This is a genomic window from Streptomyces xanthophaeus, from assembly GCF_000725805.1.
GTDB lineage: Bacteria > Actinomycetota > Actinomycetes > Streptomycetales > Streptomycetaceae > Streptomyces > Streptomyces xanthophaeus.
The window spans coordinates 433,873-458,980 of the sequence record NZ_JOFT01000011.1 but is presented as its reverse complement, the minus strand read 5'-3'; the positions used below and the strand labels follow the sequence as shown (position 1 = coordinate 458,980).

Sequence of the window (25,108 nt, the reverse complement as noted above, 5' to 3'; positions counted from 1 at the left end):
GGGCGCGCACCGGGGCCGGGCAGGGGACAATGGCCGCATGGCTGGCGCAGGGATGTCGGCGGACGGCACGGGCTCCCCGGGCGAGGGGCGCTACGGCGAGGACGAGTTCCGGCCCGACGCGAGCGGCGAGGGCGAACGCATCGACCTCGGAGCCCTCGCCTACGACGCCACGACCATGGCCCGCCTGCGGACGCTCGGCGCGGGCCCCGGCTGGAACTGCCTGGACGTGGGCGCCGGAACCGGCACGGTGGCCCGGAGCCTGCTCTCGGAGGCAGGGGTCGAGACGGTCCTCGCGGTGGACCGCGACGTACGGTTCCTCACCGCGAATCCCGCACCCGGGCTGACGGTGATGCAGGCGGACATCACCTCCGACGACTTCGCTCCGGGCCTCTTCCAGCTGGTCCACGCCCGCTTCGTGCTCATGCACCTGCCCTCCCCGCAGCAGCTGATCGCCCGGCTGAGCGGACTGCTCGCACCCGGCGGCGTCCTGGTCGTCAGCGACGCCGTCGACCTGACCACGGCCACCGCGCCCGACACCCCGTACAGCCGTGCCATGCGGGCCATGTGGCAGGGGCTCCGCGACAGCATCGGGACCGACGTCTCCCGGGTGCCCGGCCACCTCGACCTGCTGTGCGCCGCGGGACTGGCCTCCGTGGCCGCCGAGATCCACGTGCCCCCGCTGCTGCCGGGCAGCGCGATCAGCCGGTTCTGGGCGGACACCTGGGAACGGGCCCGCGGGGCGATGGTGGCGACCGGCCTGGTCGACGACGCGCAGCTCGACGAGGCCCTGCGCCATCTGGACTCCCCGCAGTGCACCGGACTGTCCCCGGGCATGCTCACGGCATGGGGCTGGAAGGGTGCGGCCCGGGAGGCCCGGACGGCAGAACGTCCGGCGGCCCGGACCCAGGACGGGACCCAGGACCGGGCTGAGGCCCGGACCCAGGACCGGACGGCGGAGCGTCCGTCGGCGTGACGCCGCCCGCGGACGGCCCGGGGGAGTCGCGCAGGGCCGTACGGACCGACCAGATCACCGACACCAGCGGTACGGCCACCACGGCCCCGACCACGCCCGCTGCGATCGCCCCCGCGATCACCGAGATCGCCACGACCAGGGGATGCAGCCGCACCGCCCAGCTCATGACCAGCGGGTGCAGCAGATGGCCCTCGATCTGCCCGATGACCACGATCAGGGCGACCACGACCGCCGCCACCAGCGGGCCCTGCGAGGCGAGGGCGACGACCGCCGCCACCGCGAGCGCCACCGGGGAACCGATCAGCGGGATGAAGGCGGCCAGGAACTCCAGCAGCGCCAAGGGCACGGCCAGCGGGACCCCGAGCAGCCAGAGCGCGAGGCCGACGAGGACCGCGTTCGTCGCCGCGACGAGGACGATCCCGTGCGTGTACCCGGTGAAGGTGCGCCAGGCCGCCCGCCCGCCGGTGTCGGTGCGTTCGCGCACCGAGACCGGCAACTGCTCCCGGAACCAGGCCCACTGCCGGTCTCCGGAGTGGATGAAGAACACCGAGCAGAACAGTGCGAGCGCCAGCGTGGTGAGGACGGCCACCAGCTGGGTCGCACCGCTGAGCGCCGTGCTCAGCAGGGACGAGCGGTGGCTGGAGAGGTAGTCCCCGATCCTGTCCTGGACGCCGGCGAGCGCCTGCGGAGCCAGGTGGAACGGCGGCCGCTCCAGCCAGTCCTCGATCCGGCCGATGCCGTCCCGGAACTCGCGCACCAGCGTCGTCCGCTCGCCCGCCACCGCCTCGCCCACCAGCGCGAGGACGCCGAGGACCAGCGCTGCGCTGCCGATCAGGGTGACGCCCACCGCGATCCCGCGGGGCAGGCCCCGGGACACCAGATCGGCGACCGGCCGCAGCAGCGCGGTGACCACCAGACCGAGGAACACGGCCACGCCGATCTCGTGGAACCGCCCCAGCAGGGCGAAGAGGGCGTACACGACCACGCCGACGACGAGCAGCCGCCACGCGTAGGCGGCGGCCGTACGAAGGAACGGGATCACCGGCGGGGGTGTGCCTGGCTGCATGGCCAACGAGGTACCACCGCAGGCGCACCCGTCCACGCCCGCACCCCGACATTCCCCCGGCATCCACCGGACCGGGGTCCGTACGGGCGAACGTCACGGGCCCAGGGTGGCGGTGAGCTGGGTGCGGTTGCGGATGCCCAGCTTGCGGTAGATCCGGCTGAGCGTCGATTCGACGGTCTTGGCCGAGATGAACATCTGCTGGGCCGCTTCCTGGTTGGTGGCGCCCGCGCAGACCAGGCCCGCGAGCCGGAGCTCGTGTTCGGTCAGCTCCGGTGAGGACGCCGCGGGCGGCCGGCCGGCCAGGTGGGAGAGGTGGTCGTCGGCGAGCGCCGTCCAGGGGCGGGCCCCCGCCTCCTCGAAGACCGTACGGGCCCGCTCCCACGCCGTACGGGCGGCGGCCGCACGGCGCCGGCGGCGCTCCACGCGTCCGCGGGCCAGGTGGGCGCGGCCCTCCTCGACGGGGCGGCCGAGCGCCACGAAGGAACGGGCGGCGTCCGCGAGGAGCTCGACGGCCTCGTCGTGCGCCCCGTCGAGGTGGAGGCAGGCGGCCCGGGCCCGGGTCAGCGCGGCGCGCAGGGGGGCGTGGCCGCTGTGGGGTCCGACGGATTCCTGCATGAGGTCCAGGAGGGCGTGCGCGCGGGCGGTCCGCCCGGACGCCGCGAAGGCCTCCACGGCGTCGGCCTGCCAGCGCAGGACCGCGGGATCGGCGGCCCCGGCGTGCGCTTCGAGCACGTCCACCTCGGCCAGCGCCGTCGCGGCCTCCTCCACGTGGCCCTGGTGCAGGTGCACGGCCCCCAGGATCCACAGACTGCGGGTGGTGTGCAGGGTGTCGTGCTCCTCGCGGGAGGCGCGCAGCCCCTGCGCGGCGTACCGCAGCGCCTGCGGAAAACTGCCGCCGTGGCTGTGCGCGAGGGCTGCGGTGTACCAGGCGGGCCCGGGCGAGAGGCCGGCCGCCGCGGTCAGGTCGAGAGCCATCGCTGCCCAGCGCAGGGCGCGGGAGCAGTTGCCGAGGCCGGAGTCGACCTCGGCGAGGCTGCGCCAGATGTCGACGAGGTCCTCCGCCTCGCCGGAGGCCTGCGCCGTCGCCAGCAGGTCCGTCAGGGCGCGGCGGGCCGGTACGAGGCGCCCGTCGAACACCGCGTGCCGGGCCGCCAGGTACTCCGGGCTGTTGCGGATGCCGATCCGGGGCGGCGGCACGGCCAGGGCGAGGGCCGCGGCCAGGGTGACCGGGGCGCTGTCCAGCCGGCCCAGCACCCGTTCCATCCGGGCGGCCATGGTCAGCGCGGCGGCCTCCAGCGGGGTGTCGCCGCACTGCCGGGCCAGTACGGTCGCGGCGCCCGCGTGGTGCAGGGCCAGGGCGGCGTCACCAGCGGCGACGTTGGCCTGCACCGCGGAGCGCAGCTCGACGGCGCCGAGCAGCGCCGGATCCCCGGCGGCGGTCCTGCGGGCGGTGGCGAGCAGCGACCCCGTCCCGGCGAGGTCCTGGCCCCGGGCGTCGGCCACGGCCAGCAGGGCGTGCACCTGCTGGGCAGGACTGCCGCGGTCCTCGGCGATGCGGGACGCGGCCTGCTGCGCGAGGTCGGCGGACCCGGCCGCGGCCGCGTCCCGGGCCGCGTCGCACAGCCGGTCCAGCCGGAGCGAAGGGCGGTCGGCGGGGGTGAGGCGCGCGGCCAGCAGCATCAGTTCGGCGGCCAGGAGCCGCTCGCCCGCGCCCCGGGCGACGGCCGCTGCCTGCGCGGTGTCCTCAGCCGTGGCCTGGTCGGCGCAGTCCTGGGCGAGGGCGCGGTGGCGGGCGCGCCGGACCGGGTCGTGGACGGCTTCGGCCAAGGCGCCGTGGATGCGGCGGCGTTCCAGGGCGGTCGCCGTGGTGGCGGCGGCTTCGGCGAGGGCATCCGCGGCGAACCGGGTCCGCGGCGGGGTCGCACCCTCCGGCCCGGACACGTCGTCCGGGGTGAGCAGGCCGCAGCGGACGGCGAGTTCGAGGTGGTCCTCGGCCCGGGGGCAGCCCGCGCGGCGCAGCAGGTCGGCATCGGGGTGGCGGGCGAGTGCGGCGATCCGGAGCGTGGTGCGCACCTCGGCGGGGACGGTGGCCAGCCACAGCGCGGCGAGTTCACGGACCTGGCGGCGCCCGGGCAGGCCGTACCGGTCGGCCTCGGGCGCATGCGTACGGGCCTGCGTACCCGTACCCGTACTCGTCTCCGCACCTGGATCCGTGCCTGAATCCGTGGACGAGGCGGCGCCCCCGGCACCGGCGAGGCCGCCCGTTCCTGCGAGGGAGCGGCAACCGGCGGCCAGCAGGGCCCGGTTGCCGCCGCAGTACCGGTGCACGGGCGCGGCCCAGCGGGCGGGCAGGCCGGACCGTTCCAGGGCGGCCGCCGTCTCCAGGCGGTCCGCGGCGGGCACCTGGAGCAGGGGCGGGTGCCCACCGAGGATCCGGGCCGCGAAAGCCGGGTGACCCGAGGTCCGTTCGGCGGCCACGACGGCCAGCCGGGCCGGCGGCAGGGTGCGCGCGCAGTAGCCGAGGACGTCGGCGCTGGCGGCGTCCACCCAGTTGGCGCCGTCGAGGAGGAGCAGTACCGGCTCCCCGCCGCCGAGGAGTTCCGCCAGCGCGAGCCGCAGCCGCAGGCGTACGGCGGCGGTGTGCGGGTGCTGCCCGGGGAACTGCCCGGCCCCGGGCGGCGGAACGCCTGGCGAGGCCGGGTCGGGCACCGGAACACAGGACATCGGAACACCGGGGACCGGGACGCCGGGCGTCGGAGCACCGGGCGTCGGGACGTCGGGCACCGGGACGTCGAGCACTGCAACGTCCAGCACCGGGACGTCGGGCACCGGGACGTCGAGGAGCTGGGCCAGCGCCGCGTACGGCACCTCCTGGTCGCCGTCCTGGCTGTGGACGCGCAGACAGCGGCGCCCGGCCGCCCGGGCGGCCACGTCGTCGAGCAGTGTGGTCTTCCCCGCCCCCCACGGACCGGACACCGCCAGCCGCCCGTGCCGCTCCAGCAGGCCGCAGGCCGTGGTGACCAGGGTGGTCCATCTGTCAGCCCCCGCGCGGTCCGCGATGTCCGTGCCCCCGTGTCCGTTCACACCGGCACGGTAGGCGTCGTCCGGCCCGGGGGACAGCCGCCGGTGACGGATCGGGGGAACCGCAAGGGATTTCCCCGATGCCCCGACCGGTCGCGGACCGCCCCGGCCGCCGCCCCCGCACCCTCGCCGGCCCTCCTCGCCACCCGTTCCGGACGCCCCGCGCAGGGTCCGCGCGGTCCGCGCGTCCGCTATCCGGGGTCCGCGATGCAAGGGCCTGCCCGGATACCGCCGACGGCGCCGGGCCGTGACGCTGTGGGCCGTTCCGGTCGGTGGACGCCCTTCAGCTCCCCCTTCCCCGCCCCGCGTTCCGCCCTCCGGACGATCCAGCCCGCCGGTGATTGCCCGTCACCAGCGGCCCCCTGTCCGAAAGGAACGCTCCGCCCATGCGCGTCGCAACCCGCCGCTCCGTCCTGACCGGTCTCGTGGCCGCGGCCACCCTGGCCGGGCTCGCCGCGATGCCGGCCCACGCCGGTACCACCGCCTCCCCGGACACCTCCGCCGGAACCTCCCTCCCCGCAGCCGAGTCCGTACCCGCCGACGTCCTGGCCGCCATGGCCCGCGACCTCGGGCTGAGCGCCGACGGGGTCCGCGACCGGATCGCCGCCGAGCGGGCGGCACACCGCGCCGCGACCTCCCTGCGCGCCACCGTCGGCGACCGGATCGCCGGGCTGTGGTTCGACGCCGGAGACGGCCGCCTGCACGCAGCCGTCACGGCGACGGACGGAGCTGCCGTCCGGAAGACGGGCGCCGTGGCCCACGAGGTCCGCTATTCCCGCGCCCAGTTGGACGAGGCGGTGCAGACCGTGGGCCGCTGGGCCGAGGGCGTGCCCGGCCTCGTGTCCTGGGGCACCGACGTGCGCGGCAACCGGGTCGAGGTCACCCTCGCCCCGGCCCGGTCCACCGAGGCGACCTCCGCGCTGCGCACCCGGCTCGCGGGCCTCGGCGACCTCGTCCGGATCGTCGACTCCCAGGACCTGCCCCGCCAGCAGGGCGGCAACGTCGTCGGCGGAGAGAAGTGGATACCCGGCAGCGAGAGCCCCTGTTCCATCGGCTTCCCCGTCACCCGCACCCAAGGCGGCGCCCGGGCCTACCTGACGGCCGGTCACTGCACCAACGACGTGGACCAGCCCGCCTACGGCAAGGACGGGAGCCGCGTCGGCACCTCCAACAAGGGCGGCGTCGGCAGCGTCAACTCCCGTGAGGGCGACTTCGGGATCGTGGACGTCGACCAGAGCGCCTGGGCCCTGAGCGCGACGGTGTCCGGCTGGGGCAAGGGCGACGTCACCGTCACCGGATCCGCCGAGGGCATCGTCGGTACGGCCGTCTGCCGCTCCGGCCAGACCACCGGCTTCCAGTGCGGCTCGGTCACCAAGGTCAACCAGAGCGTGAACTACGGCAACGTCGTCATCGACGGCCTCTCCTACTCCAGCGCCTGCTCCGCGGGCGGTGACTCCGGCGGCAGCTACGTCAGCGCCACCGGCGGGAAGGCGGTGGGCCTCCACTCCGGAGGCGGTGAGGCCACCTGCTCGGGCGGCAGCGGGGAGAAGTACACCATCTTCCAGCCCGTCAACGAGGCCCTCACCCGGTTCGGTGCCTCGCTGGTGACCTCCACCCCGCAACCCGGTGAGGTCACCGTCGCCGCCGTCTCCGCGCAGACCACTGCCACCGGCACCCCGGTCGAACTGAAGAACACCGCCGAAGGCGGCACCGCGCCCTACACCTGGTCCGCGAGCGGCCTGCCCGCGGGCCTGTCCATCGCCGCCGCGACCGGCACGGTGACCGGCGCTCCCACCACCGCCGGCACCGGCCAGGTCACGATCAGCGCGACCGACGCCGCCGGGAAGAAGGGCACCACCACCTTCACCTGGACAGTCACCACCCCCGGAACGGGCAACCCGACGCTGACAAGCCCCGGTAGCCAGAACGTCTACGCAGGCCGCCCGGTCAGCCTCCCGCTCACGGCCGCCGGCGGTACGAAGCCGTACGTCTTCAGCGCGGTCAACCTCCCGGCCGGGCTCAGCGTGAACGCGTCCACCGGGGTGATCTCCGGCATCCCGAGCGGCTGGGGCTTCCGCAACGCGACCCTGACCGTCACCGACGCCGCGGGCAAGAAGGCCTCCGTCACCGTCACCTTCACCGTCTGGTCCTGACCCCGCACACGGCCGTCGTCTCCTGGACACGAGGGGGCAGGAGACGACGGCTGCCGACGCCCGACGCCCGGGCGTCGCATGGCACCCTGTGCACCATCATCAAGATCGGTGCTCAGGGGGGTCCGGGACGTGCTGTGGACGAGACGCAGACATCGGCGGCGTCAGGAGGAGCTGATCGCCGCCGCCCACATGGTGTGTCAGTACCGGAACCCGCCGCACGGCCTGTGGGACCTGCTCGCGGTGGCCGCCACCGACCGGGACCCGGACATCCGCTGGATTGCGTACGACCTGGTGCCCGAGGCGGGCCGACACGTCGCCGCGCACGCCGACCGGTTCGCCGCGTTCGTCGCCCGTCCACCGGCCGAAACCAGCGAAGGGTGCGTGCAGAGGATCATGCTCGCCCTGGCCGGAACCGGCGACCCGCGCGCCCTGCGCCCGCTCGGCGCCGCACTGGAGCGCGGACCGCTCGCGCTCGCCAACGACCGCCGGCACGCTCCGACCTTCGCCGCGCTCCCCGCGGCCGCGCTGCTCCCCGCGATGCGCACCGGGCTGCGCATCCGCCCTGAACGGGAGAGCCACCAGACGACCATCGACGTGCTCACCCTGTGGGGCGCCGAGGCCGCCCCCGCGACGCCCGAGCTGATCACCCACCTGCACACCCCGCACGCCCGGGACGCGGTCCAGGCGCTCGGCCGCATCGGACCGGGGGCCGCGGCCGCGGCGGACGTGCTCGCGGACATCGCCCTCGGACGCATCCACCCCCAGGACCCCGACGGGAAGTGGCCCGCGCGCCGCTGGCACGGCGTCCAGACGGCGGCCTGGGCGCACTGGAGGATCACCGGGGACACCTCACTGGCCCTCGCGGTCTGCGGCGCCGCCGTCGAGGCCGGACCGAGCCGTCCGGCCCTCAGCCACCTCGCCGACCTCGGCCCGGCCGCCGCGGGCCACGCGGACGCGGTGCACAGGCTGCTCGCCTCGCCCGGCACCTGGACCCGGGTCGGGGCGGCGCACGCCTGGTGGCGGATCACCGGGGAGAGCGCCGAATCCGTTCCCGTACTCGTCGGCGCGCTCGAACCGGCCCGGGCCGGTCACCCCGCCTTTCCCACCAGGGAGGCCGTCCGTGCCCTGGGAGCCATCGGGACACCGGCCGCGCAGGCCGGTCCCGTCCTGCGGAAGCTGCTGGACGAACCCAAGCGCACCACCGGCGTCTACGCGGGGTGCCGCAACATCCTGGAGGACGAGGCACTGTGCCGCGCGCTGAGCGAGGCGCTGGAGCGCATCGACGGCTGACGGGGGCCACGCGCGTACCGCCGTACCCACCGGCAGGCGGACTGTCAGTGGCATGGGTCACAGTTGAGGGGACCGACGGCGCTTCCACGGGACGACGAGGTGATCCCATGACGCACGCGATCCAGGCCGAAGGCCTGGCCAAGCGGTTCAAGGAGACCAAGGCGCTGGCCGGGGTGGATCTCCAGGTTCCGGCGGGGACCGTGTGCGGGTTGCTGGGGCCCAACGGTGCCGGGAAGACGACCGCGGTCCGCATCTTCGCCACCCTCCTGCTGCCGGACCAGGGGCGTGCGGAGGTCGGCGGGTACGACGTCGTACGGCAGGCGGGGCGCGTGCGTTCCCTGATCGGGCTCACGGGCCAGTACGCCGCCGTCGACGAGAACCTGACCGGTACCGAGAACCTGCTGATGATCGGCCGGCTGCTCGGCATGCCCCGCGGGGACGCCAGGGCCCGGGCCGCCGAGCTGCTCGACCGCTTCCACCTGACCGACGCGGCGGGACGGGCCGCCAAGGCCTACTCCGGCGGAATGAGGCGGCGCCTCGACCTGGCGGCCAGCCTGGTCGGACGGCCCCGGATCCTCTTCCTCGACGAGCCGACCACCGGGCTCGACCCGCACAGCCGCGGTGAGGTGTGGGACATGCTGCGGGTCCTGGTCTCGGAGGGCATGACCACGCTCCTGACCACGCAGTACCTCGACGAGGCGGACCGGCTCGCCGACAACATCGTGGTGATCGACAAGGGCGCGGTGATCGCCGACGGCACCCCCGACCAGCTGAAGTCGCAGGTCGGCGGGCAGGTGCTGCAACTGCGCCCCGCCCGTGCGGCGGACCTCGGAGCGGCGCACGCACTGATCACCGAGGCCGCCGGACCGCAGGCGAAGGTCGAGGGGGACGGGATCACCGCCCCGGTCAACGATCCGGGGCTCATGCCGAGCGTCGTCCGCAGGCTCGACCAGGCGGGCATCGAGGTCGGTGAACTCACCCTGCGTCGCTCCTCCCTCGACGAGGTGTTCATGGTGCTGACCGGACACCGCGCGGAGCCCGGTGGCGGTCCGGACGACGGAGACGGAGACGGAGACGGGGGCGGGGGCGGGGGCGGGGGCGGTGCGGACCCGGGCGTCGAGGCCGACGCCGACGGCCGGCCCGTGAAGGCGGGGAGGGCGTCATGACCGCCACGACGATCGCCGACGGCCTCGGCCGCAGCGGCCGGGTCCGGCCCCTGGCAGCCGTGCAGCAGACGGCGACCATGGCGTGGCGCAGTCTGGTCTCGGTGAAGCACAACCCGCTGGAACTGGTCGACTACAGCGTCACGCCGATCATGTTCGTGTTCCTGTTCACCTACGTCTTCGGCGGGCAGATGGCCGGGTCTCCCCAGGCGTACCTCCAGTACGCGCTGGCCGGGATCATCGTCCAGAACACCCTCTTCATGAGCATGTACACCGCCATGTCGCTGAACTCGGACCTCACCAAAGGGGTCTTCGACCGACTACGGAGCCTGCCCATCGCCCGCTCCGCACCGCTCTTCGGACGCATCACGGCCGACCTGGCCAAGCAGCTCTGGGCGATGTGCCTGATGGTCGCACTGGGCATGCTGCTGGGCTTCGAGGTCAGCGGGGGCGTCATGGGCTTCATCGGCGCGGCCGTGCTGCTGCTCATATTCGCCGCCGCCGTCTCGTGGACGGCGGTTCTGATCGGAATGGTGGCCGGGGACCCCGAGAAGGTGCAGGTATACGCCTTCACGTTCATCTTCCCGATCACCTTCACCAGCAGTGCCTTCGCCGAGGTCGACACCATGCCCGGCTGGCTCCAGGCGTGGGTGGAGGTCAATCCCGTCACGTACCTCTCGGACGCCTTCCGAGGCCTCCTGCTCGGCACCCCCGCGGGCGGGCCGATCCTGTGGTCCCTGCTCTGGGCGGCGGGCATCGCCGCCGTCTTCATGCCGCTGGCGATGCGCGCGTACCGGTCCCAGGACCGCTGAGCCGAGGGCGCGCGGAGGCCGCCGCCCGGCGCCCGGGGGTGTCAGGCGCGCGGCCTCGATCCGCTGTGTCGCTCGACGTGGCGGAGCCAGGCGAGGAGGGCCGCGGCGGTGGGGAACTCACCTCCCGCCAGGGTCAGGTGGTCGACGGTGGGGCCCGCCCCTTGGGGCGGGCGGTCCCCGAGGCGCCATCGACGGCTCGGCCGGGGCCACTTATGATGCCGACGCCCCACTGCACCTCGAACGCCCTCACCCAGCAAGGGGGGTGGCGGCGCCCGGAACCCTGACCGGGACCGTCCGCGCCTCCCGACGAGTTCGGAGGTCCCGTTGAGCACTCCCTCGCGCACGCCGCGCCGCCTGGCGGCCCTGGCCCTCGGCCTCGCGGCCGTCCTGGCCGCACCGGCCGGCCCCGCCGTCGCCGCACCGCAGAGCGCCGCACCGGTCGTCCGCACCGCGGCCGCAGCCCCGGCCGTGGTCAACCCGGGCAACCAGGTCGACTACCAGTACGACGCCGCCCACCTCCAGATGACCGCCACCGGCGGGACCGCGCCGTACGCCTGGTCGGCCGTGAACCTGCCCGCAGGAACCTCGATCAACGCCTCGACCGGCCTGATCTCGGGCCTCCTGCGCGGCAGCGGGACCCGCACCGTCACCGTCACCGCCACGGACGCCACCGGCACCTCCGCCGCCACCAGCTTCACCTGGCGCGTGATCCGCGACGCCTGCCCGCGCTGCTGACCCACCGGTCCGGCAGGATACGCAGGTGCAGACGACGACGGAACTCGTAGCGAGGGCGGCCGCACTGGCCGACCCCGGCAGCCGGCGGATCCTCGGCATCGCCGGGCCGCCGGGGGCCGGGAAATCGACCCTGGCCGCCCGGCTGGCCGAAGCCCTCGGGCCGGACACGGCCGTGGTGGTCCCGATGGACGGCTTCCACCTCGCCCAGGCGGAGCTGGCCCGGCTGGGCCGCGCCGACTGCAAGGGGGCCCCGGACACCTTCGACGCGGCCGGGTACGTCTGCCTGCTGCGCCGCCTGCGCGCAACCGGCGGGACGACGGTGTACGCGCCCGCCTTCGACCGCTCCCTGGAGGAGCCGATCGCGGGCAGCATCCCCGTCGCCCCCGCCGTACCGCTGGTGATCACCGAAGGGAACTACCTGCTGCACGACGAGGGGGACTGGGCCTCGGTACGGACGCTGCTGGACGAGGCCTGGTACCTCGCCCCCGACGAGGACCGGCGCGTCAGACGCCTGGTCGACCGGCACGTACGCCACGGCAAGGAGCGGGCCCACGCGCAGGACTGGGTGGCCCGTTCGGACGAGCCGAACGCCCGCCTCGTCGCCCCCGGCCGCCACCGCGCCGACCTCGTCGTCGACACCGGCTGACCGCGCCCCGGCCGCCCGGCCCGCCCTGACGCGGGCCGCCGGGGGGCGGTGGCTTCCGGCTCGGCTCGGCACCGCGTCCCCCGTGCGGGACCATGGACCTGTGACGGCGGTCCTCGACCGGCCGGCCGGCGAAGGAGCACCGACGTGCGCGAAGCGGCGATCATCGAAGCACCGTCCGTACTGGGGTTGCGCCCCTCCGGCGTCGAGGACCTGCCGACGGCCCTGCTCGACGCCGGTCTGCTCGACGGCGCCGGGGCGCTGCGCGCCGCCCGGATCGAGGCACCCGCGTACGACCCCCGGCGGGGCCCCGCCACCGGGGTGCTCAACCCCCTCGGGATCGCCCGGTACTCCGTCCGGCTCGCCGACGAGGTCGGGGCCGTCCTCGACGACGGCCGCTTCCCCGTGGTCCTCGGCGGGGACTGCAGCATCCTCCTCGGCAACCTGCTCGCCCTGCGCCGCCGCGGTCGCCACGGGCTGTTGTTCCTCGACGGCCACACCGACTTCTACCAGCCCGCGGCGGAGCCGGCCGGCGAGGCTGCCTCGATGGAACTCGCCCTGGCCACCGGCCGGGGCCCCCGGCTGCTCACCGACCTCGAAGGCCGCGGGCCCCTGCTCCGCGACGAGGACGTGGTCGCCTTCGGCTTCCGCGACGGCGCCGAGTCCCGGGAGGCCGGGATGCAGCCGCTGCCGCCGGGCCTCCACACGTTCGGCCTCGACGCCGTGCGCGCGGCGGGCGCCGCCACGGCCGCACGCACGGCGATCGGCCTGCTCACGCATGACGGCAGCGCCGGGTACTGGGTCCACCTCGACGTGGACGTCCTGGACGACGCGGTCATGCCCGCCGTCGACTACCGGATCCCCGGCGGGCTCGGCTGGGCCGAACTGGAGGCCGTGCTCCGCACGGCACTGGCGGGCGATCGGGCCGTCGGCCTCGACGTCACGATCTTCAACCCCCGCCTCGACCCCGGCGGCACGATCGCGACGCGCCTGGCCACATGCCTGAACCGCGGTCTGTCAGCCCTTACCGCCCGCACGAGTTGAGCCACCGGACCGTGCGGAGCAGGCGGGCCGGTCCGCTCAGCCCCCGGCCCGCGGGGCGGCGCAGCGGCGGATGCGGCATCGCACGCCCCAGGTGCCGACCGGTGCGAAGGCCTCGCCGTTCGCCCGGGTCACGCGAAGGCTGCTGCGGTCGAAGCGGACCCGGGCGCCAGGAAGAGCGGGGCGGACAGGGTGCAGAAGTACCCGTCGTCCGTCTGGAGGTCGTCGACGAGCACGAGTCGCGGAACGGGGGTGACGCCGTCGGTGGGCAGGAGCATGCCGGGATCCTTCCGCACGGCAGGAGCCGTCTGCTCGGCCCGTGCCGGAATAGCCGTGCAGGCCGCGGGGGTTGGACGCGGTGAAGACACCGGATCACCGCACCCGATTCCCCCGCACCCGGGGGTCAGAGAAACGGAGCAGAGATGACCACCGAGACGCCCCGCGGCGCGGACCGCTCGTTCCTCTTCGTCCTCGGCAGCTCCCGCCCCGACGGCAACACCGAGATGCTCGCGCGGGCCGCCGCCGAACAGCTGCCCGGCGATGTGCCCCAGCGGTGGGTGGACCTGGCCGGGCTGGCGCTGCCCGACTTCCAGGACGGGCGGCACGAGACCGATGCGTGGCCCGTCAGCGAGGACGAGGAACTGCTTCGACAGGCCACCCTGGAGGCCACGGACATCGTCATCGCCTCCCCGCTGTACTGGTATTCCCTCTCCGCGCACACCAAGCGCTACCTCGACTACTGGTCGGGCTGGCTCGCGGTGCCCGGGCTGGACTTCAAGCGGCGGATGGCGGGCCGGACCCTGTGGGGCGTCACCGTCATGTCGGACCACGACGAGGTGGTCGCCGACGGTCTGGCGACCAGCCTCAACCACTCGGCGGCGTACCTGCGGATGCACTTCGGCGGGGTCCTGTTCGGCAACGGCTCACGGCCGGGGCAGGTGAAGGCCGACGAGCGTGCCATGGTCCGCGCCAAGACCTTCTTCGACGGCGAGGCCCCGCTCGCCCGGTTCCCGTACGAGGCCGGGCCCGCCGCCCGGTAGACGTGCGCGGAGCACCGTCGGACCGCTGTTAGGGTGACGTGTGCCCGTCAAGGCGGGCTGTCTCGCTCACTGATATTTCAACGGGGTTGAACGTGAAGTTTCGTCATGTCCGTGCGGTTGCCGTCTTCGGGATCGCAGTCGTCGCACTCACCGGAGCCCGCGGTTCCCACGGCGGCAGCTGCGACAGCAGTAGCTCCGGTTCGGGCTCCAGCTCCAGCTCCAGCGGCGGCAGCACCGGTGGCAACCACGACAGCGACAGCAGCTCCAGCAGCACCTCGGGCGGAGCTTCCGTGCCCGGTGGCTCCAGCAGCAGCAACAAGGCCGAGCGCGACATCAAGATCGATGCCTGCAAGCTCGACGACGCGGGCAAGAACCTCGTGGCCAAGCTCACCGTCACCAACAGCGGTTCGGTGGACTACACCTACGGCATCACGATGAAGTTCCGCGGGGACGCCGCCTCGACGGCGAGCCCCGCCCAGGCCAAGGTGACCGGACTCAAGGTCAAGGCGGGAGCCTCCCAGCAGACCGAGGCCACGACCCCGTACACCGGCAAGGGCGACGGCAGCGAGTACAAGGAATGCGTCGTCGTCAGCGCATCGAAGAACGTCCTCTGACGCCCCCCGCGTCGACTGACGCGTGAACGCGGCCCCGTCGGTGTCACACCGGCGGGGCCGCGCTCGTACGAGGTATCCGGCCCGCCGTCAGCTGTCGAGCAGCCGCCACGCGCCGAGGGCGATCCTGGCCCGGGTCGGTCCGGTGGGTCCGGTGAGCTCGATGTCCAGGCTCCTGCCGAGCTGTTCGATGCGGCGGGCGACGCTGCTGTGGTGCAGGTGGAGGAGGTCGGCGGCGCGGCGCAGGGAACCGGTGACGCAGTAGGCCTCCAGGGTTTCGAGGTCCTCCCGGTCACCGGCCAGACGGGCGATCGCGGCGACGTCCGCGTTCTCGCGCACGGCGCCCTGCGGGATCTCGGCAAGGAGCGCCAGTGCGCCCAAGTCCGCGTAACGGACCACGGGTTCGCGCGGGCCGGTGAACCGCAGCGCGGTACGGGCCTGTTGCCAGGACCGGCCCGGGCTGTCGGCGGCGCCGATGCCCGCGCGGACCCCCTGCGGGAACCGCGCCGGGTCCACGCCGGCGGCCAGGATGACGCCGACGTCGCCCAGTTGGGCCGCCTTGACCGGGCGGGCCGGGCAGACCAGGCTGCCGAGCCGGTCGAGCGGGAGCCGGGAGCGTACGGCGAGGACACGGACGGGCAGTCCGGCGGCGAAACCCAGCAGCCGCAGGGCCCTGGCCCTGGCCGCCTCGTCGTCCTCGGAGCTGATCGCCAGCTCGACGAGGGCGGGGTCGGCCATGGTGGTGCGGGCCGGGCCGTACCGTTCGACGGCAGCCGCGGCAGCGAGCGCGAGCCGTTCCAGCAGCACCTCGTCGAGCGGGTTCGGCGCTCCGGCGCGCTCCAGCCACACCGTGCCGATCTCTTCGTCGTCGAGGGTGACCGGCGCCGTGGCGGAGACGGTCACCGGCGGGCCCGACACCTCCGTGCCCTCGGGGCCGACGCGTATCGACCGCCCTGCACCGGCCAGTTGGATCCCGGCCACGCACTCGGCCGGGCCCGCCGAGGACCGGGCGAGCGCCGGGAGGTCCACCCGGCGGCGCATCAACGTGTCGTAGAACGCGACGACGCGGATCGCGCCTTCGGCGTACGGATCGAGCCCCGACAGTCGTACGGCAAGTGCCTCCATGGCACGAGGACAGGTGCGCCGACGGCCGGGCGGCCGGGACGGGTCGGGCGGGCCCCGCCGAACCGGCAGGGCCCACACTGCACGGGGATGCGGTTCCCCGCAGGCTCCGCTACGCGTTCGGGTCGTCGAAGCGGATGGAGCGGACCTCCAGCCGGTCGCTGGCCCGGTTGCCGTTCGCCCGCAGCCGCCACTCGTCGCCCGTGCAGCTCGCGCCGAGGTAGAGGGTGACGGCGGTGTCGGTCCGGTTGTGCGGGCCGTAGCCCGGCGGGATCAGGTCGTTGCCGACGGCGTACAGGTTGATGCACTTGCCGCTGTGCGGGTCGTGCAGGGTGATGTGCTGCTCCTGGCCGTGGTCGTCGACGTACTTGTAGAGGAAGTCGCCCTGGGCCGCCAGGGCCGATCCGGGCAGCGTCAGGACCAGGGCGAAGGCGCCCAGTGCGGCGGCGACGGTGTTGCGGAGCTTCATGACGGGATGGGTCCCTTCCGAAGATGATCAAGGTGGACTGGTGCCCCACCCTAGGAAGGCCGGCGGAGGCGAATCGATCCGCCGTGATCGCGCGGTACGGCGCGTCCGCGCGCCTGCACCCGTTCGGACCCATGCCGTCGCCCGGCAGCTCCTGCGTCAGCGGGCGCTGCCCAGATCCCGGTCCGCGTCGACGCCCTCGAGCATGAGGGTGACCTCCTCGATGCGGCGGAAGCGGCCGTCGGGGGCGAGCTCGCCGAAGAGGTACACCTCGGTCCGGACGGTGGACCCGTCCTTCTTCGTGACGCGGACCGTGTGCCGGTCGGCGTAGCGCAGGCCGTCGTACAGCTCGTCGTGGACCTCGACGGAGCCCTCCGCCACGACCGTGCGCAGGTGGGTTATGTGCTTCAGGAACTCGTCCCGGTCGTCCCAGTTCCCGTTCGTGCGCTGGCGGTAGTCGGGAGCGAAGTGGCGGTCGGCGGCCTCGTGGAGGTCGAGCCCGGGGGTGAAGAGCAGGTCGGTGAGCGCGGCGGCGAGGCCGGTGCGGTGCATGGCGGGGTCCCTTCGGGTGTCACGCCCGGAGAATATGCGTGCGGAGCGCACGCTTCGCGCTCAGCCTAACGCACATGCGTGCGCCTCGCACGCTATTCTGGGTGGGTGGAGAGTGACGTGGGACGCGAGATCGCGGACGCCCTGGGCGTCCTGCTGAGGCGCAGCACCCGGGTGGAACTGCACCGGACGCTGACCGCCGGCATGGGGGAGGCGGTGGACGAACTGACCTACCCGGTCCTCAGTGGCCTGGCCAGGACCGGACCGTGCAGCGCCGCCGACCTCGCCCCCGACGTCGGACTCGACCGTTCCGGCGTCACCCGCCGCGCCTCCCGGCTGGAGGCGGCCGGACTCGTACGGCGGGCTCCCGATCCCGCGGACCGGAGGGCGACCCTGCTCGCCCTCACGGACGAGGGCGAGCGCACGGTGGAGGTGCTGCGACGGCGGCTGTCCGACCGGATCTCGGACGGCCTCGCCTCGTGGCCGGCCGAGGAGGCCGAGGCCTTCGCCGTCCACCTCCGCCGCTTCGTCGCCGAGGGCCCGTTCACCTGAGGGCCGGAGCGCCGGCGCGTGGGTGGGGTCGGCTACGGGGTCTCGGGCAGGAGCCCGGCCTCCGTCAGGAGCTGGCCGATCTCCGTCGAGTCCAGCCGGTGCAGGAGGTGCTTGCGCAGGGCTTCCGGTCCCGGCAGCCCCAGCGGCTTGCCGTCCCGGAGCCGGGAGGCGGCGTCGAGCAGCGTGCGGATGTCGTAGGTGGAGTCGAACACCTCCGGTACGCCGCGTTCGATGCCGAGCAGCTGGTAGGCGGCCTCCATGCCCGTGCGTACGGAGTACTCGGTGGTGAAGATCGTGTCCCGGGTCGTCTCGGCGAACTGGCCGATGAACGCGAAGTTCACGGCCCCCTCGGGTACCACGGCCGGACGGTCACCCGCCCTGCGCGGCAGGAAGAACGAGGTGACGTACGGCATCATCACGGGCACGCACAGGGCGCCGGTCGCGGCCAGTTCGGCGATCTCCTCCACCGGGGCGCCGAGGTGGTAGAGCCACTCCTGGGTGATCTCCTCGCCGGTGCAGTCCTGCATCGGCTTGCGCACGTAGTCACCCGGGCGTTCGGTGAACAGGCCGTACAGCCACACGACGATCTGGTCCGCGGGCTGCTGCTTGAAGTGCGGCTGCCGGTTGACCGTCCAGCTCAGCAGCCAGCTGGAGTCCCGCACCGTGACGATGCCGCCGGTGACGACCTTCCCGCTGAAGGGGTCGCGCCGGGCGATCTTCTCGATCAGCCGGGGGATGCGGGGGTCGAGCGTGGTGACGGTGGCCGACTCCCACTTGCTCTCCGGGATGTTGCCGCAGAACACCTCGGGGCGGCCGAAGGAGGGATCGCGGCGAGCGATCTTCCGCCAGAGGTCCCAGGCCGGGGCGGGGCCCTCGTCCAGCCGGGCCGGGGTGTGGTGGTCGCCGTTGTCCGAGTTCTCGGTGAGGGACCCGATCGTGGTGAGGACGAGGTCGTCCTCACCCAGGTCGGTGCCGCCCGCCTCGCCCGCGGAGGTCCAGTGGATGCGGGTCGCCTGCTTGCGGCCGCTGGTGGCGTCGATGTCGAAGTCGATGTCGGTGACCTCGGTGTCGAAGCGGAAGGTCACGCCCTGCTCCAGCAGCCACCTGGTCAGCGGGAGCACGAGCGACTCGTACTGGTTGTACTTGGTGAACTTCAGGGCCGACAGATCGGGGAGCCCGCCCACGTGGTGCACGAAGCGGTGCAGGTAGAGCTTCATCTCCAGCGCGCTGTGCCACTCCTCGAAGGCGAACATCGTGCGCCAGTACAGCCAGAAGTTGCTGTCGAGGAACTCCCGGCCGAAGACCTCGTTGATGCGCTTGCCCTCCATCTCCTCACGGGAGGCGAGGAAGGACTTCAGGATGTCCCTCTGGGCGCGGTCGCTCAGCGCGAACAGGCCGTCGGTGTGCGCGTCCTGTCCCTGCCGCTCGGTCACGCGCTGGAGGGAGACGTTGGGGTCGTCCTTGTTGAGCCAGTAGAACTCGTCGAGCACCGAGGCGCCTTCGACCTCGATCGAGGGAACCGACCGGAAGAGGTCCCACAGGCATTCCATGTGGTTCTCGAGCTCGCGGCCGCCACGGATGACGAAGCCCTTCTTCGGTTCCTTGATGCCGTCCAGGGCGCCTCCGGGGAGCTTCAGCCGCTCCAGGACGGTGATCCGGTCGCCGCGCATCTGTCCGTCGCGGACGAGGAAGGCCGCGCCCGCGAGCGAGGCGAGTCCCGAGCCGATGAACCAGGCCGTCTTCCCCTCGATGCCCTCGGGCTTGCGCGGCCGGGCGAACGCCTCGTAGTTCCCGCTGCTGTAGTACACGGTGACCTCTTCCTCGCGGATGTCACGGACCCCAGAACCTCAAGGCCCGACCAATCAAGGGAAGGTATCGCGGCAAACGGGATGTAATGGGCATATACGCGAGGTCGCGCCCCGGCGCGGGCACCAGTCCCTGCACCCGTTCCTGCACCCGTTCCTGCACCCGGCCCTGCATCGGCCCGGCGGGGCGATCTTGTCTGCTGACCGGGGGCCGGGGAGCGTGTCGGCCTCCGTCCGCCTCCCCGCCGTCCGGCACGGTGGTCGCGGGCGTCCGCCGCAGGCGGCTCGAGGACCGACGTACGCGTGAGGGGCATGCGCATGGCCGAGAACCCGACCACCCCCACCAGCCGCCGCGCGGTGCTGCTGGCCGCCGGTTCCGCCGCGGTCGCCGCGCTGGCCACCGCCTGCGGTACGGACTCCACCGCGCTCCGCACCACCCGCCAGGAGGCACCGGAGCGGGCGGCCCCGCACCCCGCCACGGCCACCCCGGGCTGCGTGCTCACCACGGAGTGGGGCGCCGGACCCAACTACCTGGACCTCGATCGGGTCCGCTCGGACATCACCGGCGGCCGCGAGGGAGTGCCGTTCCGCCTGGAGCTGACCGTCGTCCGGGCCTCCGAGGGATGCCGGCCGGTGCGGGGCGCCGCCGTGGACCTGTGGCAGGCCGACGCCCAGGGCGCCTACTCGAACGCCCGGGACGGGTACCTGCGCGGCACCCAGCTCACCGACGCCGCGGGCCGGGCCGTGTTCCGCACGATCGTGCCGGGCTGGTACGCGCACCTCGCCCCGCACATCCACTTCAAGGTGCGCCCCGACGCCCGTACGCAGACCTCCTCGCACTTCTTCTTCCCCGAGGACCTCCTCCAGCAGCTGTACGCGCGCCAGCCGTACGCCCGCCGCACCGCCCGAAGCACCCCAACGGCCGGGACGGCCGCTACCGGGAGTCCGGGGCCGCCCTGACCCTGGCCCCCGTGGCCGACGGCGCCGGCTACCGGGCCGCGTACACCGTCGGGATCGCCTGACACCCCGCCGCTGCCTCAGGCGTCGAGGACCAGGTCCGTGACGGGGACGGACCGGCAGGTCAGGACCTGGCTCTCGGGCAGGTCGTCCGAGGGGGTGACCAGATGTGCGGCGGCCCCCTCCAGGACGGTGCAGGCACAGCTCTCGCACTGGCCCACGCGGCAGCCCGACGGCATGCTCACCCCGGCCCGCTCGCCGAGGCCGAGCAGGGGACCGTCGCCCTTGCGCCAGCGGGCCGTGCGGCCGCTGCGGGCGAAGGTGACGGTGAACGCGGCCCCGTCGGGCACGGCCACCTCGCGCCGCTCGGGACGGAACGTCTCGCTGAAGACCTCGAACCCGGGCACGCCCCGACCGCGCAGCCCCCGCGTCAGCGAGGCCAGCATCGGAGCCGGCCCGCACAGGTAGAACCGGGCACGGCGGGCGAGGAGCCCCGGTGCCACGTCATCGGCGGTGACGAAACCGGCCCGGTCGTAGTCGGTGCCCGCCGCGTCGCCGGGCAGGGGCTGCGCGTAGTGGTCGACCACCGTCAGCTGCGGGATCCGGGCTTCGAGCGCGCGGATCCGGTCGCGGAAGGGATGATCCGCCGAGTGGCGGTTGCCGTGGTGCAGGACCACCTCGGGCACCGTGCCCCCGGTGGCGGCGAGGGTCTCCAGGTAGCTGAGGAACGGGGTCACGCCGATCCCGCCCGCGAGGAGCACCACCGGGTGCCCGGTGTCGGTGGGGACCGCGAACACGCCGCCGGGGCTGGTCAGGTACAGCCGGTCGCCGGGCCCGAGCCGCTCGTGCACGAGGGTGGAGAAGGCGCCGCCCGGCACGTGCCGTACGGCGAGCCCGTAGGTGCGGCGGCCGGGTTCGGCGGCGGGACCGGTGAGTGAATAGCTGCGGGCGAGGGCCGCGTCGCCCGCGTGCACCGTCAGGTGCTGGCCCGGCCGGTGGTCGGGCAGCGGACCGCCGTCGACGGGCTCAAGCCGCAGGCTCCGCACGCCCGCGCCCGGCCCCGCTGCGGCGTCGTCGACGGCGGTGACGGTGAACGGCCGGAAGCCGGTCCAGGCCCCGTCGTCGGCAGCGGGGCGGATCTCGCAGACCCCGGAACGCAGCGGGACCGAACCGCTGAGCGGGTCGCTGACGGCGTGGTCCACGAGCCGGTTGAAATTGTGTCCCCCGGCATCCGTCGGATCGGCGCCCGGCAGGGCCAGGTCCGTGGCCCCCTGCCACCAGCCGTACTCGCCGACCACGACGGCGGGGTGCAGCGACTCGTCGAAGCGCGCCCGCAGGCGGATGGAGCCGAGCCGGGTGGACAGCTCCACCCACTGGCCCTCGCGGATCCCGCGCGCGGCCGCCGTGCTCGGATGGAGGTCCACCGCGGGGTCGGTGGCGCGACGGCGCAGCGAGTTGAGGGAGCGCTGCTGGCTGTGCACGAAGTAGCCGTGCTTCGCGCAGGTCAGCACCAGGGGGAAGGCGGCGTCCGGCGCCGCGGGGTCCCGGTGCTCGGGCACGGGCGGGTAGCCGTGCTCCAGCAGCCGCTCCGAGTAGAACTCGACCCGCCGGGTCGGCGTCCGGAAACCCGCCACCGTGTCGCTGTCGCCCCCGTCGCCGCTCCCGCTCGGGGCCGCGTACTTGCGGTACGTCCGCTCCCGCGGCACGCGTACGCCGCCGGGCCGTTCCCGCAGCCGGGCGACCGTCAGCCCGAGCGGTTCCAGCTGCCAGTCCCAGGCGGCCTCGACGTCCCCGCCGAAGAACTGCCCGCCCATGCCGAGCCGGACCGCCAGGTCGAAGACGACCTCGGTGTCGGAACGGGACTCCCCCTGCGGTTCGACGACGCGCGGCCGGAGCTGGACCTGCTCCTGGGCCCGGTGGCCGGTCTCGAAGCCGAAGCGCAGCGCCTCGTGCTCGTACGCGCTGCTGACGGGCAGGACGAGGTCGGCGCTCGCGGAGGTGGGGTTGTGGAACAGGTCGAGGTGCACCTGGAAGTCCAGCGCGCGCAGCGCGGCGGCCGTGCGGTCGGAACCGGGCTGCGAGACCACCAGGTTGGAGCCGAAGCCGATCAGGGCGCGCACCGGGTACGGACGGCCCGTCTCGATCGCCGTGCACAGGTCGCCCGCGTTGACGTACCCGGAGGCGGGCGGCCCCAGCGGGTGCTCGTCCAGCCCGAGCGCCTTCGCGCGCTGCGCCGGATCGAACTGAGCGAGGGACGTCGCCGGGCGGTACGGGGGCGGGGGAGCGACGTGGTTGCCGCCCCGCGTGTCGTAGGAACCGGTCAGCGCGTAGAGGGTGGCCAGCGCGCGTTCGGTCTGGGACGCGTTCGCGCTCTGCCCGACGCCCGTCCAGGCGTAGTACGCCACCGACCGCGCGGCGGCGATCCGTTCGGCCAGTGCGCGGATCTCCCGCTCCGGTATCCAGGTGACGGCCGCCACCCGCCCAGGGGTCCACGGCGCGCACGCCCGTGCGTAGTGCTCGAAGGCCGGCTCGCAGCGGACCGTGCCGGTGCGCGTGCGCACCTGACGGGCGCCGCGCAGGGCGAACCGCTCCGGCCGGACCGCGGCCCGGGTGGTGTCGTACGGCCGTGCGCTGCGGGTCTCCTCGTCCCAGACGGCGAACGCGTCGCCTTCGCCGGCCGTGCCCCCGGCGCCGTCCGGGAGTTCGGTGGCGCGCAGGAAGCGGCCCGTGTCGCAGCGGACCAGGAGCGGGGCGTCGGTCCAGGAACGGACGAACTCCTCGTCGTAGCCGCCGGTTTCGATCAGGAGGTGCGCGAGGCCCAGGGCGAGGGCGGCGTCGGTGCCGGGGCGGACGCGAAGCCAGTGGTCGGCGCCGAGGGCGCTGGTGGAGCGGCGCGGGTCGACGACGGCCAGCTCCATGCCGCGGGCGTGCGCGGCGGAGAGCGCCACGGACTGCGCCAGCCAGGTCTTGGCCGGGTTGAACCCCCACAGCAGGGCGAGGTCGGCGTGCGCGTAGTCGGGAGCCGGGAGCGGGGAGCCGAAGGTGAAGGCGTGCGCGAAGTCCTTGTGCCAGTTGCAGATCTCGGCGCTGTAGACGGTGTTCGGGCTGCCCAGGAGGCGGACGAACCGCTCGATCCACTCGGTGGCGTCCGAGACCGCGGTGCCGGACGGCGTCGCGACGCCGAAGGCGACGGCCTCGGGCCCGTCCTCGGCCACGATCGCACCGATCCTGGCCGCGATCTCGTCGAGGGCCTCGTCCCAGGAGATCGCCTCCCAGCCCGGATCCGGGTCCGACTTCGGCCGCGTACGGCGCAGGGGAGTGGTGAGCCGGCCCGTGCTGTGGGCGATCTCGGGGGCCGCGCGGCCCTTGGGGCACAGGGCGGCCCCGTTGGGGTGTTCCGGATCCGGCCTGACCCCGGTCAGCCTGCCGTCCGACACGGTGAAGACGGCCCCGCACCGCGACTTGCACAGCGTGCAGAACCCGCGCTTCTCCTCGACCCGGACGACCACGATCGGGCACCTCCTCTGGAAGGGACGGCGGACGTGCCGTCCCTTCCAGGGGACACCCGGTACCCCCGGCCCCTCCAGCGGCCGAAGACCCCGAGTGCAGGGCCCTACGGCCTATTCGGTGCCGGTGGGGAGGTCGAGTCCGGCGTAGATCTGGTTGAGGACGGTGGGCAGCAGGGCCTGGGCGGTGGTTCGGCCGCCGGGCGACAGGGTCAGGTTCGTCCAGATCACGAGGGTGACGTCGTTGTCCGGGTCGTGGCCGATGAAGGAGTTGAAGCCGGGGAGTTCGCCGCCGTGGTAGTACAGCGAGGCATCCGGGGTGAGGCGCTGGTAGGCGATCCCGTAACCGTACTTCTGCCCGTCGGGAGCTTTGGGGTTCTCGGCCTGCGGGCTGGCGAGCCACTGCCGCTGGAACGCGGGGTCCAGGACCTTGCCCGTCACCAGGGACCGGATCCAGGTGGCGAGGTCGTCGGCGGTGGAGACGGCGGCTCCGGCGGCGTAGGCGTAGGAAGGGTTCTGGTGGGTGTAGTCCAGGGGCTTGAGCTGCCCGGAGCGGGCCGCGGCCTGCAGGTCGGCGGGGTAGGGCTGGTCGATCAGGGCGTAGGCCGTCCCGCCGTACATGTAGCCGTGTGCGTAGGGGGTGGGGAGGGCGGTGTCGTCGGCCGCGGGCAGGAGGGTCCCCTCCAGCCCGAGCGGGGCGTACAGCCGGTCCCGGAGCTGCTCGGCCAGGGGGCGGCCGCCCGCCTTCTCGGCGACCAGGCCGAGCAGGACGTAGTTGGTGTTGCTGTACTCGTACGCGGTGTCCGGTGCGAAGTTCGGCGGGCGCCGGAAGGCGATGTCCAGCATCTCCTGCGGGGTCCGGGCCCTGGCCGGTTCGGCGTCCAGGCTCGCCGAGAGTTCGGGGGCGTCGGTGTAGTTGTAGAGCCCGCTGCGCATCTTCAGCAGCTGGCCGACGGTGATGCGGTCGCCGTTCGGCACCCCGGCCACGTAGGCGGAGACGGGGTCGTCGAAGCGGAGTCTGCCGTCCTGGGCGAGGCGGACGATCAGCGCCGCGGTCATCGTCTTGGTGTTGGAGGCGATCCGGAAGCGGTCGGCCGTGGTGGGCGCCTTGGTGGTGCCCAGCTCGGTCGTGCCGACGAGCGCCCGGAAGGTGCCCTGCGGGGTGCGCAGCAGGACCACCGCGCCGGGCACCATGAGCTCCTTCGCGGCCCGTTCCACGGTGGACCGGAAGGCGGCGGGATCGATGGGCTTCAGCGCCGACGGCGTGGGGGAGACCCCGGCGGTGGGCGAGGGGGTGTCCGGCCCTTCGTGGAGCGCCGCGGCGCTCGCCCCGGGCGGCAGGGCGCAGCCCACGATCAGCAGGGCCGCACAGGAGGCCAGGACGGCTGTGCGGCGACGGGCGGCGGGGGGCGCCCCGCGACGGGCGGCACTCCGGGGATTCCTCATGCCGGCATCACAGCCCTCGTGGTCAGGCGGCCGGAAAACAGAACAATCCGTAGCATTTTACCATTTTGGTACGTCTGTACGGGGGCGGGCGGCGGTG

20 protein-coding genes and 1 pseudogene are annotated in these 25,108 nt (G+C 73.9%); 12 read left to right on the top strand and 9 right to left on the bottom strand.

Annotated elements, in window-relative coordinates:
* The first annotated feature begins 37 nt into the window (after positions 1-37).
* Positions 38-973, top strand: a complete 936-nt coding sequence (locus IO30_RS46755) for a class I SAM-dependent methyltransferase (protein WP_237403349.1) — start codon at positions 38-40, stop codon at positions 971-973.
* A gap of 16 nt (positions 974-989) precedes the next feature.
* Here the strand turns inward: IO30_RS46755 and IO30_RS0105695 are convergent.
* Together IO30_RS0105695 and IO30_RS0105690 are read right to left on the bottom strand one after the other, a co-directional pair.
* Positions 990-2,039 (bottom strand): annotated as a pseudogene (locus IO30_RS0105695) (AI-2E family transporter); the annotation flags it as partial.
* 93 nt (positions 2,040-2,132) lie between these two features.
* On the bottom strand, positions 2,133-5,123 hold the full coding sequence (locus tag IO30_RS0105690; RefSeq protein WP_051901923.1) for a helix-turn-helix transcriptional regulator: 2,991 nt from the start codon (positions 5,121-5,123) through the stop codon (positions 2,133-2,135).
* A gap of 383 nt (positions 5,124-5,506) precedes the next feature.
* Between IO30_RS0105690 and IO30_RS0105685 the strand changes: the two genes are divergently transcribed.
* From IO30_RS0105685 to IO30_RS0105655, 7 genes are all read left to right on the top strand, one after another.
* Positions 5,507-7,273 (top strand): putative Ig domain-containing protein, encoded by a 1,767-nt coding sequence (locus IO30_RS0105685; protein ID WP_051901921.1) that lies wholly within the window; start codon positions 5,507-5,509, stop codon positions 7,271-7,273.
* A 129-nt stretch (positions 7,274-7,402) separates the two neighbouring features.
* On the top strand, positions 7,403-8,563 hold the full coding sequence (locus tag IO30_RS0105680) for a hypothetical protein (RefSeq protein WP_157853115.1): 1,161 nt from the start codon (positions 7,403-7,405) through the stop codon (positions 8,561-8,563).
* Positions 8,564-8,670: 107 nt separating this feature from the next.
* Positions 8,671-9,729: an ATP-binding cassette domain-containing protein gene (locus IO30_RS0105675; RefSeq protein WP_078904553.1), complete on the top strand. Its 1,059-nt coding sequence runs from the start codon at positions 8,671-8,673 to the stop codon at positions 9,727-9,729.
* Positions 9,726-10,538: an ABC transporter permease gene (locus IO30_RS0105670; RefSeq protein WP_031139889.1), complete on the top strand. Its 813-nt coding sequence runs from the start codon at positions 9,726-9,728 to the stop codon at positions 10,536-10,538. Before IO30_RS0105675 ends, IO30_RS0105670 begins: the two co-directional genes overlap by 4 nt.
* A gap of 324 nt (positions 10,539-10,862) precedes the next feature.
* Positions 10,863-11,273, top strand: coding sequence for a putative Ig domain-containing protein (locus IO30_RS46750; RefSeq protein ID WP_031139887.1), 411 nt, complete (start codon positions 10,863-10,865; stop codon positions 11,271-11,273).
* A gap of 25 nt (positions 11,274-11,298) precedes the next feature.
* Entirely contained in the window at positions 11,299-11,919 is a 621-nt protein-coding gene (locus IO30_RS0105660; RefSeq protein ID WP_031139885.1) for a nucleoside/nucleotide kinase family protein, read from the top strand.
* 144 nt (positions 11,920-12,063) lie between these two features.
* On the top strand, positions 12,064-12,960 hold the full coding sequence (locus IO30_RS0105655) for an arginase family protein (RefSeq protein ID WP_031139884.1): 897 nt from the start codon (positions 12,064-12,066) through the stop codon (positions 12,958-12,960).
* Between the two features lie 128 nt (positions 12,961-13,088).
* On the opposite strand, the gene IO30_RS45240 is transcribed toward IO30_RS0105655, so the two are convergent.
* Positions 13,089-13,235 (bottom strand): hypothetical protein, encoded by a 147-nt coding sequence (locus tag IO30_RS45240; protein WP_157853113.1) that lies wholly within the window; start codon positions 13,233-13,235, stop codon positions 13,089-13,091.
* A 144-nt stretch (positions 13,236-13,379) separates the two neighbouring features.
* On the opposite strand from IO30_RS45240, the gene IO30_RS0105645 reads away from it, so the two are divergent.
* Together IO30_RS0105645 and IO30_RS45235 are read left to right on the top strand one after the other, a co-directional pair.
* Positions 13,380-13,997 carry a flavodoxin family protein gene (locus IO30_RS0105645; RefSeq protein ID WP_031139882.1) on the top strand — a complete coding sequence of 206 codons (618 nt, stop codon included), beginning with the start codon at positions 13,380-13,382 and terminating at the stop codon, positions 13,995-13,997.
* Between the two features lie 92 nt (positions 13,998-14,089).
* Positions 14,090-14,611, top strand: coding sequence for a hypothetical protein (locus IO30_RS45235; protein ID WP_031139881.1), 522 nt, complete (start codon positions 14,090-14,092; stop codon positions 14,609-14,611).
* Between the two features lie 87 nt (positions 14,612-14,698).
* Here IO30_RS45235 and IO30_RS0105635 read toward each other — a convergent pair whose 3' ends face one another.
* The 3 genes from IO30_RS0105635 to IO30_RS0105625 form a co-directional block, all read right to left on the bottom strand.
* On the bottom strand, positions 14,699-15,733 hold the full coding sequence (locus IO30_RS0105635) for a helix-turn-helix domain-containing protein (protein WP_031139880.1): 1,035 nt from the start codon (positions 15,731-15,733) through the stop codon (positions 14,699-14,701).
* A gap of 109 nt (positions 15,734-15,842) precedes the next feature.
* A complete protein-coding gene (locus IO30_RS0105630) occupies positions 15,843-16,199 on the bottom strand; it encodes a hypothetical protein (RefSeq protein WP_031139879.1) in 357 nt (118 codons plus the stop codon).
* A 156-nt stretch (positions 16,200-16,355) separates the two neighbouring features.
* Positions 16,356-16,748, bottom strand: a complete 393-nt coding sequence (locus IO30_RS0105625; RefSeq protein WP_031139878.1) for a nuclear transport factor 2 family protein — start codon at positions 16,746-16,748, stop codon at positions 16,356-16,358.
* A 105-nt stretch (positions 16,749-16,853) separates the two neighbouring features.
* On the opposite strand from IO30_RS0105625, the gene IO30_RS0105620 reads away from it, so the two are divergent.
* Entirely contained in the window at positions 16,854-17,297 is a 444-nt protein-coding gene (locus IO30_RS0105620; protein WP_031139877.1) for a MarR family winged helix-turn-helix transcriptional regulator, read from the top strand.
* A 32-nt stretch (positions 17,298-17,329) separates the two neighbouring features.
* Here the strand turns inward: IO30_RS0105620 and IO30_RS0105615 are convergent, their stop codons facing one another.
* Entirely contained in the window at positions 17,330-19,105 is a 1,776-nt protein-coding gene (locus IO30_RS0105615; protein WP_031139876.1) for an oleate hydratase, read from the bottom strand.
* A 315-nt stretch (positions 19,106-19,420) separates the two neighbouring features.
* Here IO30_RS0105615 and IO30_RS40105 point away from each other — a divergent pair, with 315 nt between their 5' ends.
* Positions 19,421-20,062: a dioxygenase family protein gene (locus IO30_RS40105; protein WP_237403348.1), complete on the top strand. Its 642-nt coding sequence runs from the start codon at positions 19,421-19,423 to the stop codon at positions 20,060-20,062.
* A 77-nt stretch (positions 20,063-20,139) separates the two neighbouring features.
* Here the strand turns inward: IO30_RS40105 and IO30_RS0105605 are convergent, their stop codons facing one another.
* Positions 20,140-23,568, bottom strand: a complete 3,429-nt coding sequence (locus tag IO30_RS0105605; protein WP_031139873.1) for a molybdopterin-dependent oxidoreductase — start codon at positions 23,566-23,568, stop codon at positions 20,140-20,142.
* Between the two features lie 111 nt (positions 23,569-23,679).
* Positions 23,680-25,011 (bottom strand): serine hydrolase domain-containing protein, encoded by a 1,332-nt coding sequence (locus IO30_RS0105600; protein WP_078903766.1) that lies wholly within the window; start codon positions 25,009-25,011, stop codon positions 23,680-23,682.
* Between the last annotated feature and the right edge of the window lie 97 nt (positions 25,012-25,108).

Coding starts and splice junctions, on each gene's coding strand:
- IO30_RS40105 (WP_237403348.1), top strand. CDS start 19,421: ATGGCCGAGAACCCGACCACCCCCACCAGCCGCCGCGCGGTGCTGCTG.
- IO30_RS0105675 (WP_078904553.1), top strand. CDS start 8,671: ATGACGCACGCGATCCAGGCCGAAGGCCTGGCCAAGCGGTTCAAGGAG.
- IO30_RS0105685 (WP_051901921.1), top strand. CDS start 5,507: ATGCGCGTCGCAACCCGCCGCTCCGTCCTGACCGGTCTCGTGGCCGCG.
- IO30_RS46755 (WP_237403349.1), top strand. CDS start 38: ATGGCTGGCGCAGGGATGTCGGCGGACGGCACGGGCTCCCCGGGCGAG.
- IO30_RS0105630 (WP_031139879.1), bottom strand. CDS start 16,199: ATGAAGCTCCGCAACACCGTCGCCGCCGCACTGGGCGCCTTCGCCCTG.
- IO30_RS0105600 (WP_078903766.1), bottom strand. CDS start 25,011: ATGAGGAATCCCCGGAGTGCCGCCCGTCGCGGGGCGCCCCCCGCCGCC.
- IO30_RS0105625 (WP_031139878.1), bottom strand. CDS start 16,748: ATGCACCGCACCGGCCTCGCCGCCGCGCTCACCGACCTGCTCTTCACC.
- IO30_RS0105670 (WP_031139889.1), top strand. CDS start 9,726: ATGACCGCCACGACGATCGCCGACGGCCTCGGCCGCAGCGGCCGGGTC.
- IO30_RS45240 (WP_157853113.1), bottom strand. CDS start 13,235: ATGCTCCTGCCCACCGACGGCGTCACCCCCGTTCCGCGACTCGTGCTC.
- IO30_RS0105645 (WP_031139882.1), top strand. CDS start 13,380: ATGACCACCGAGACGCCCCGCGGCGCGGACCGCTCGTTCCTCTTCGTC.
- IO30_RS0105635 (WP_031139880.1), bottom strand. CDS start 15,733: ATGGAGGCACTTGCCGTACGACTGTCGGGGCTCGATCCGTACGCCGAA.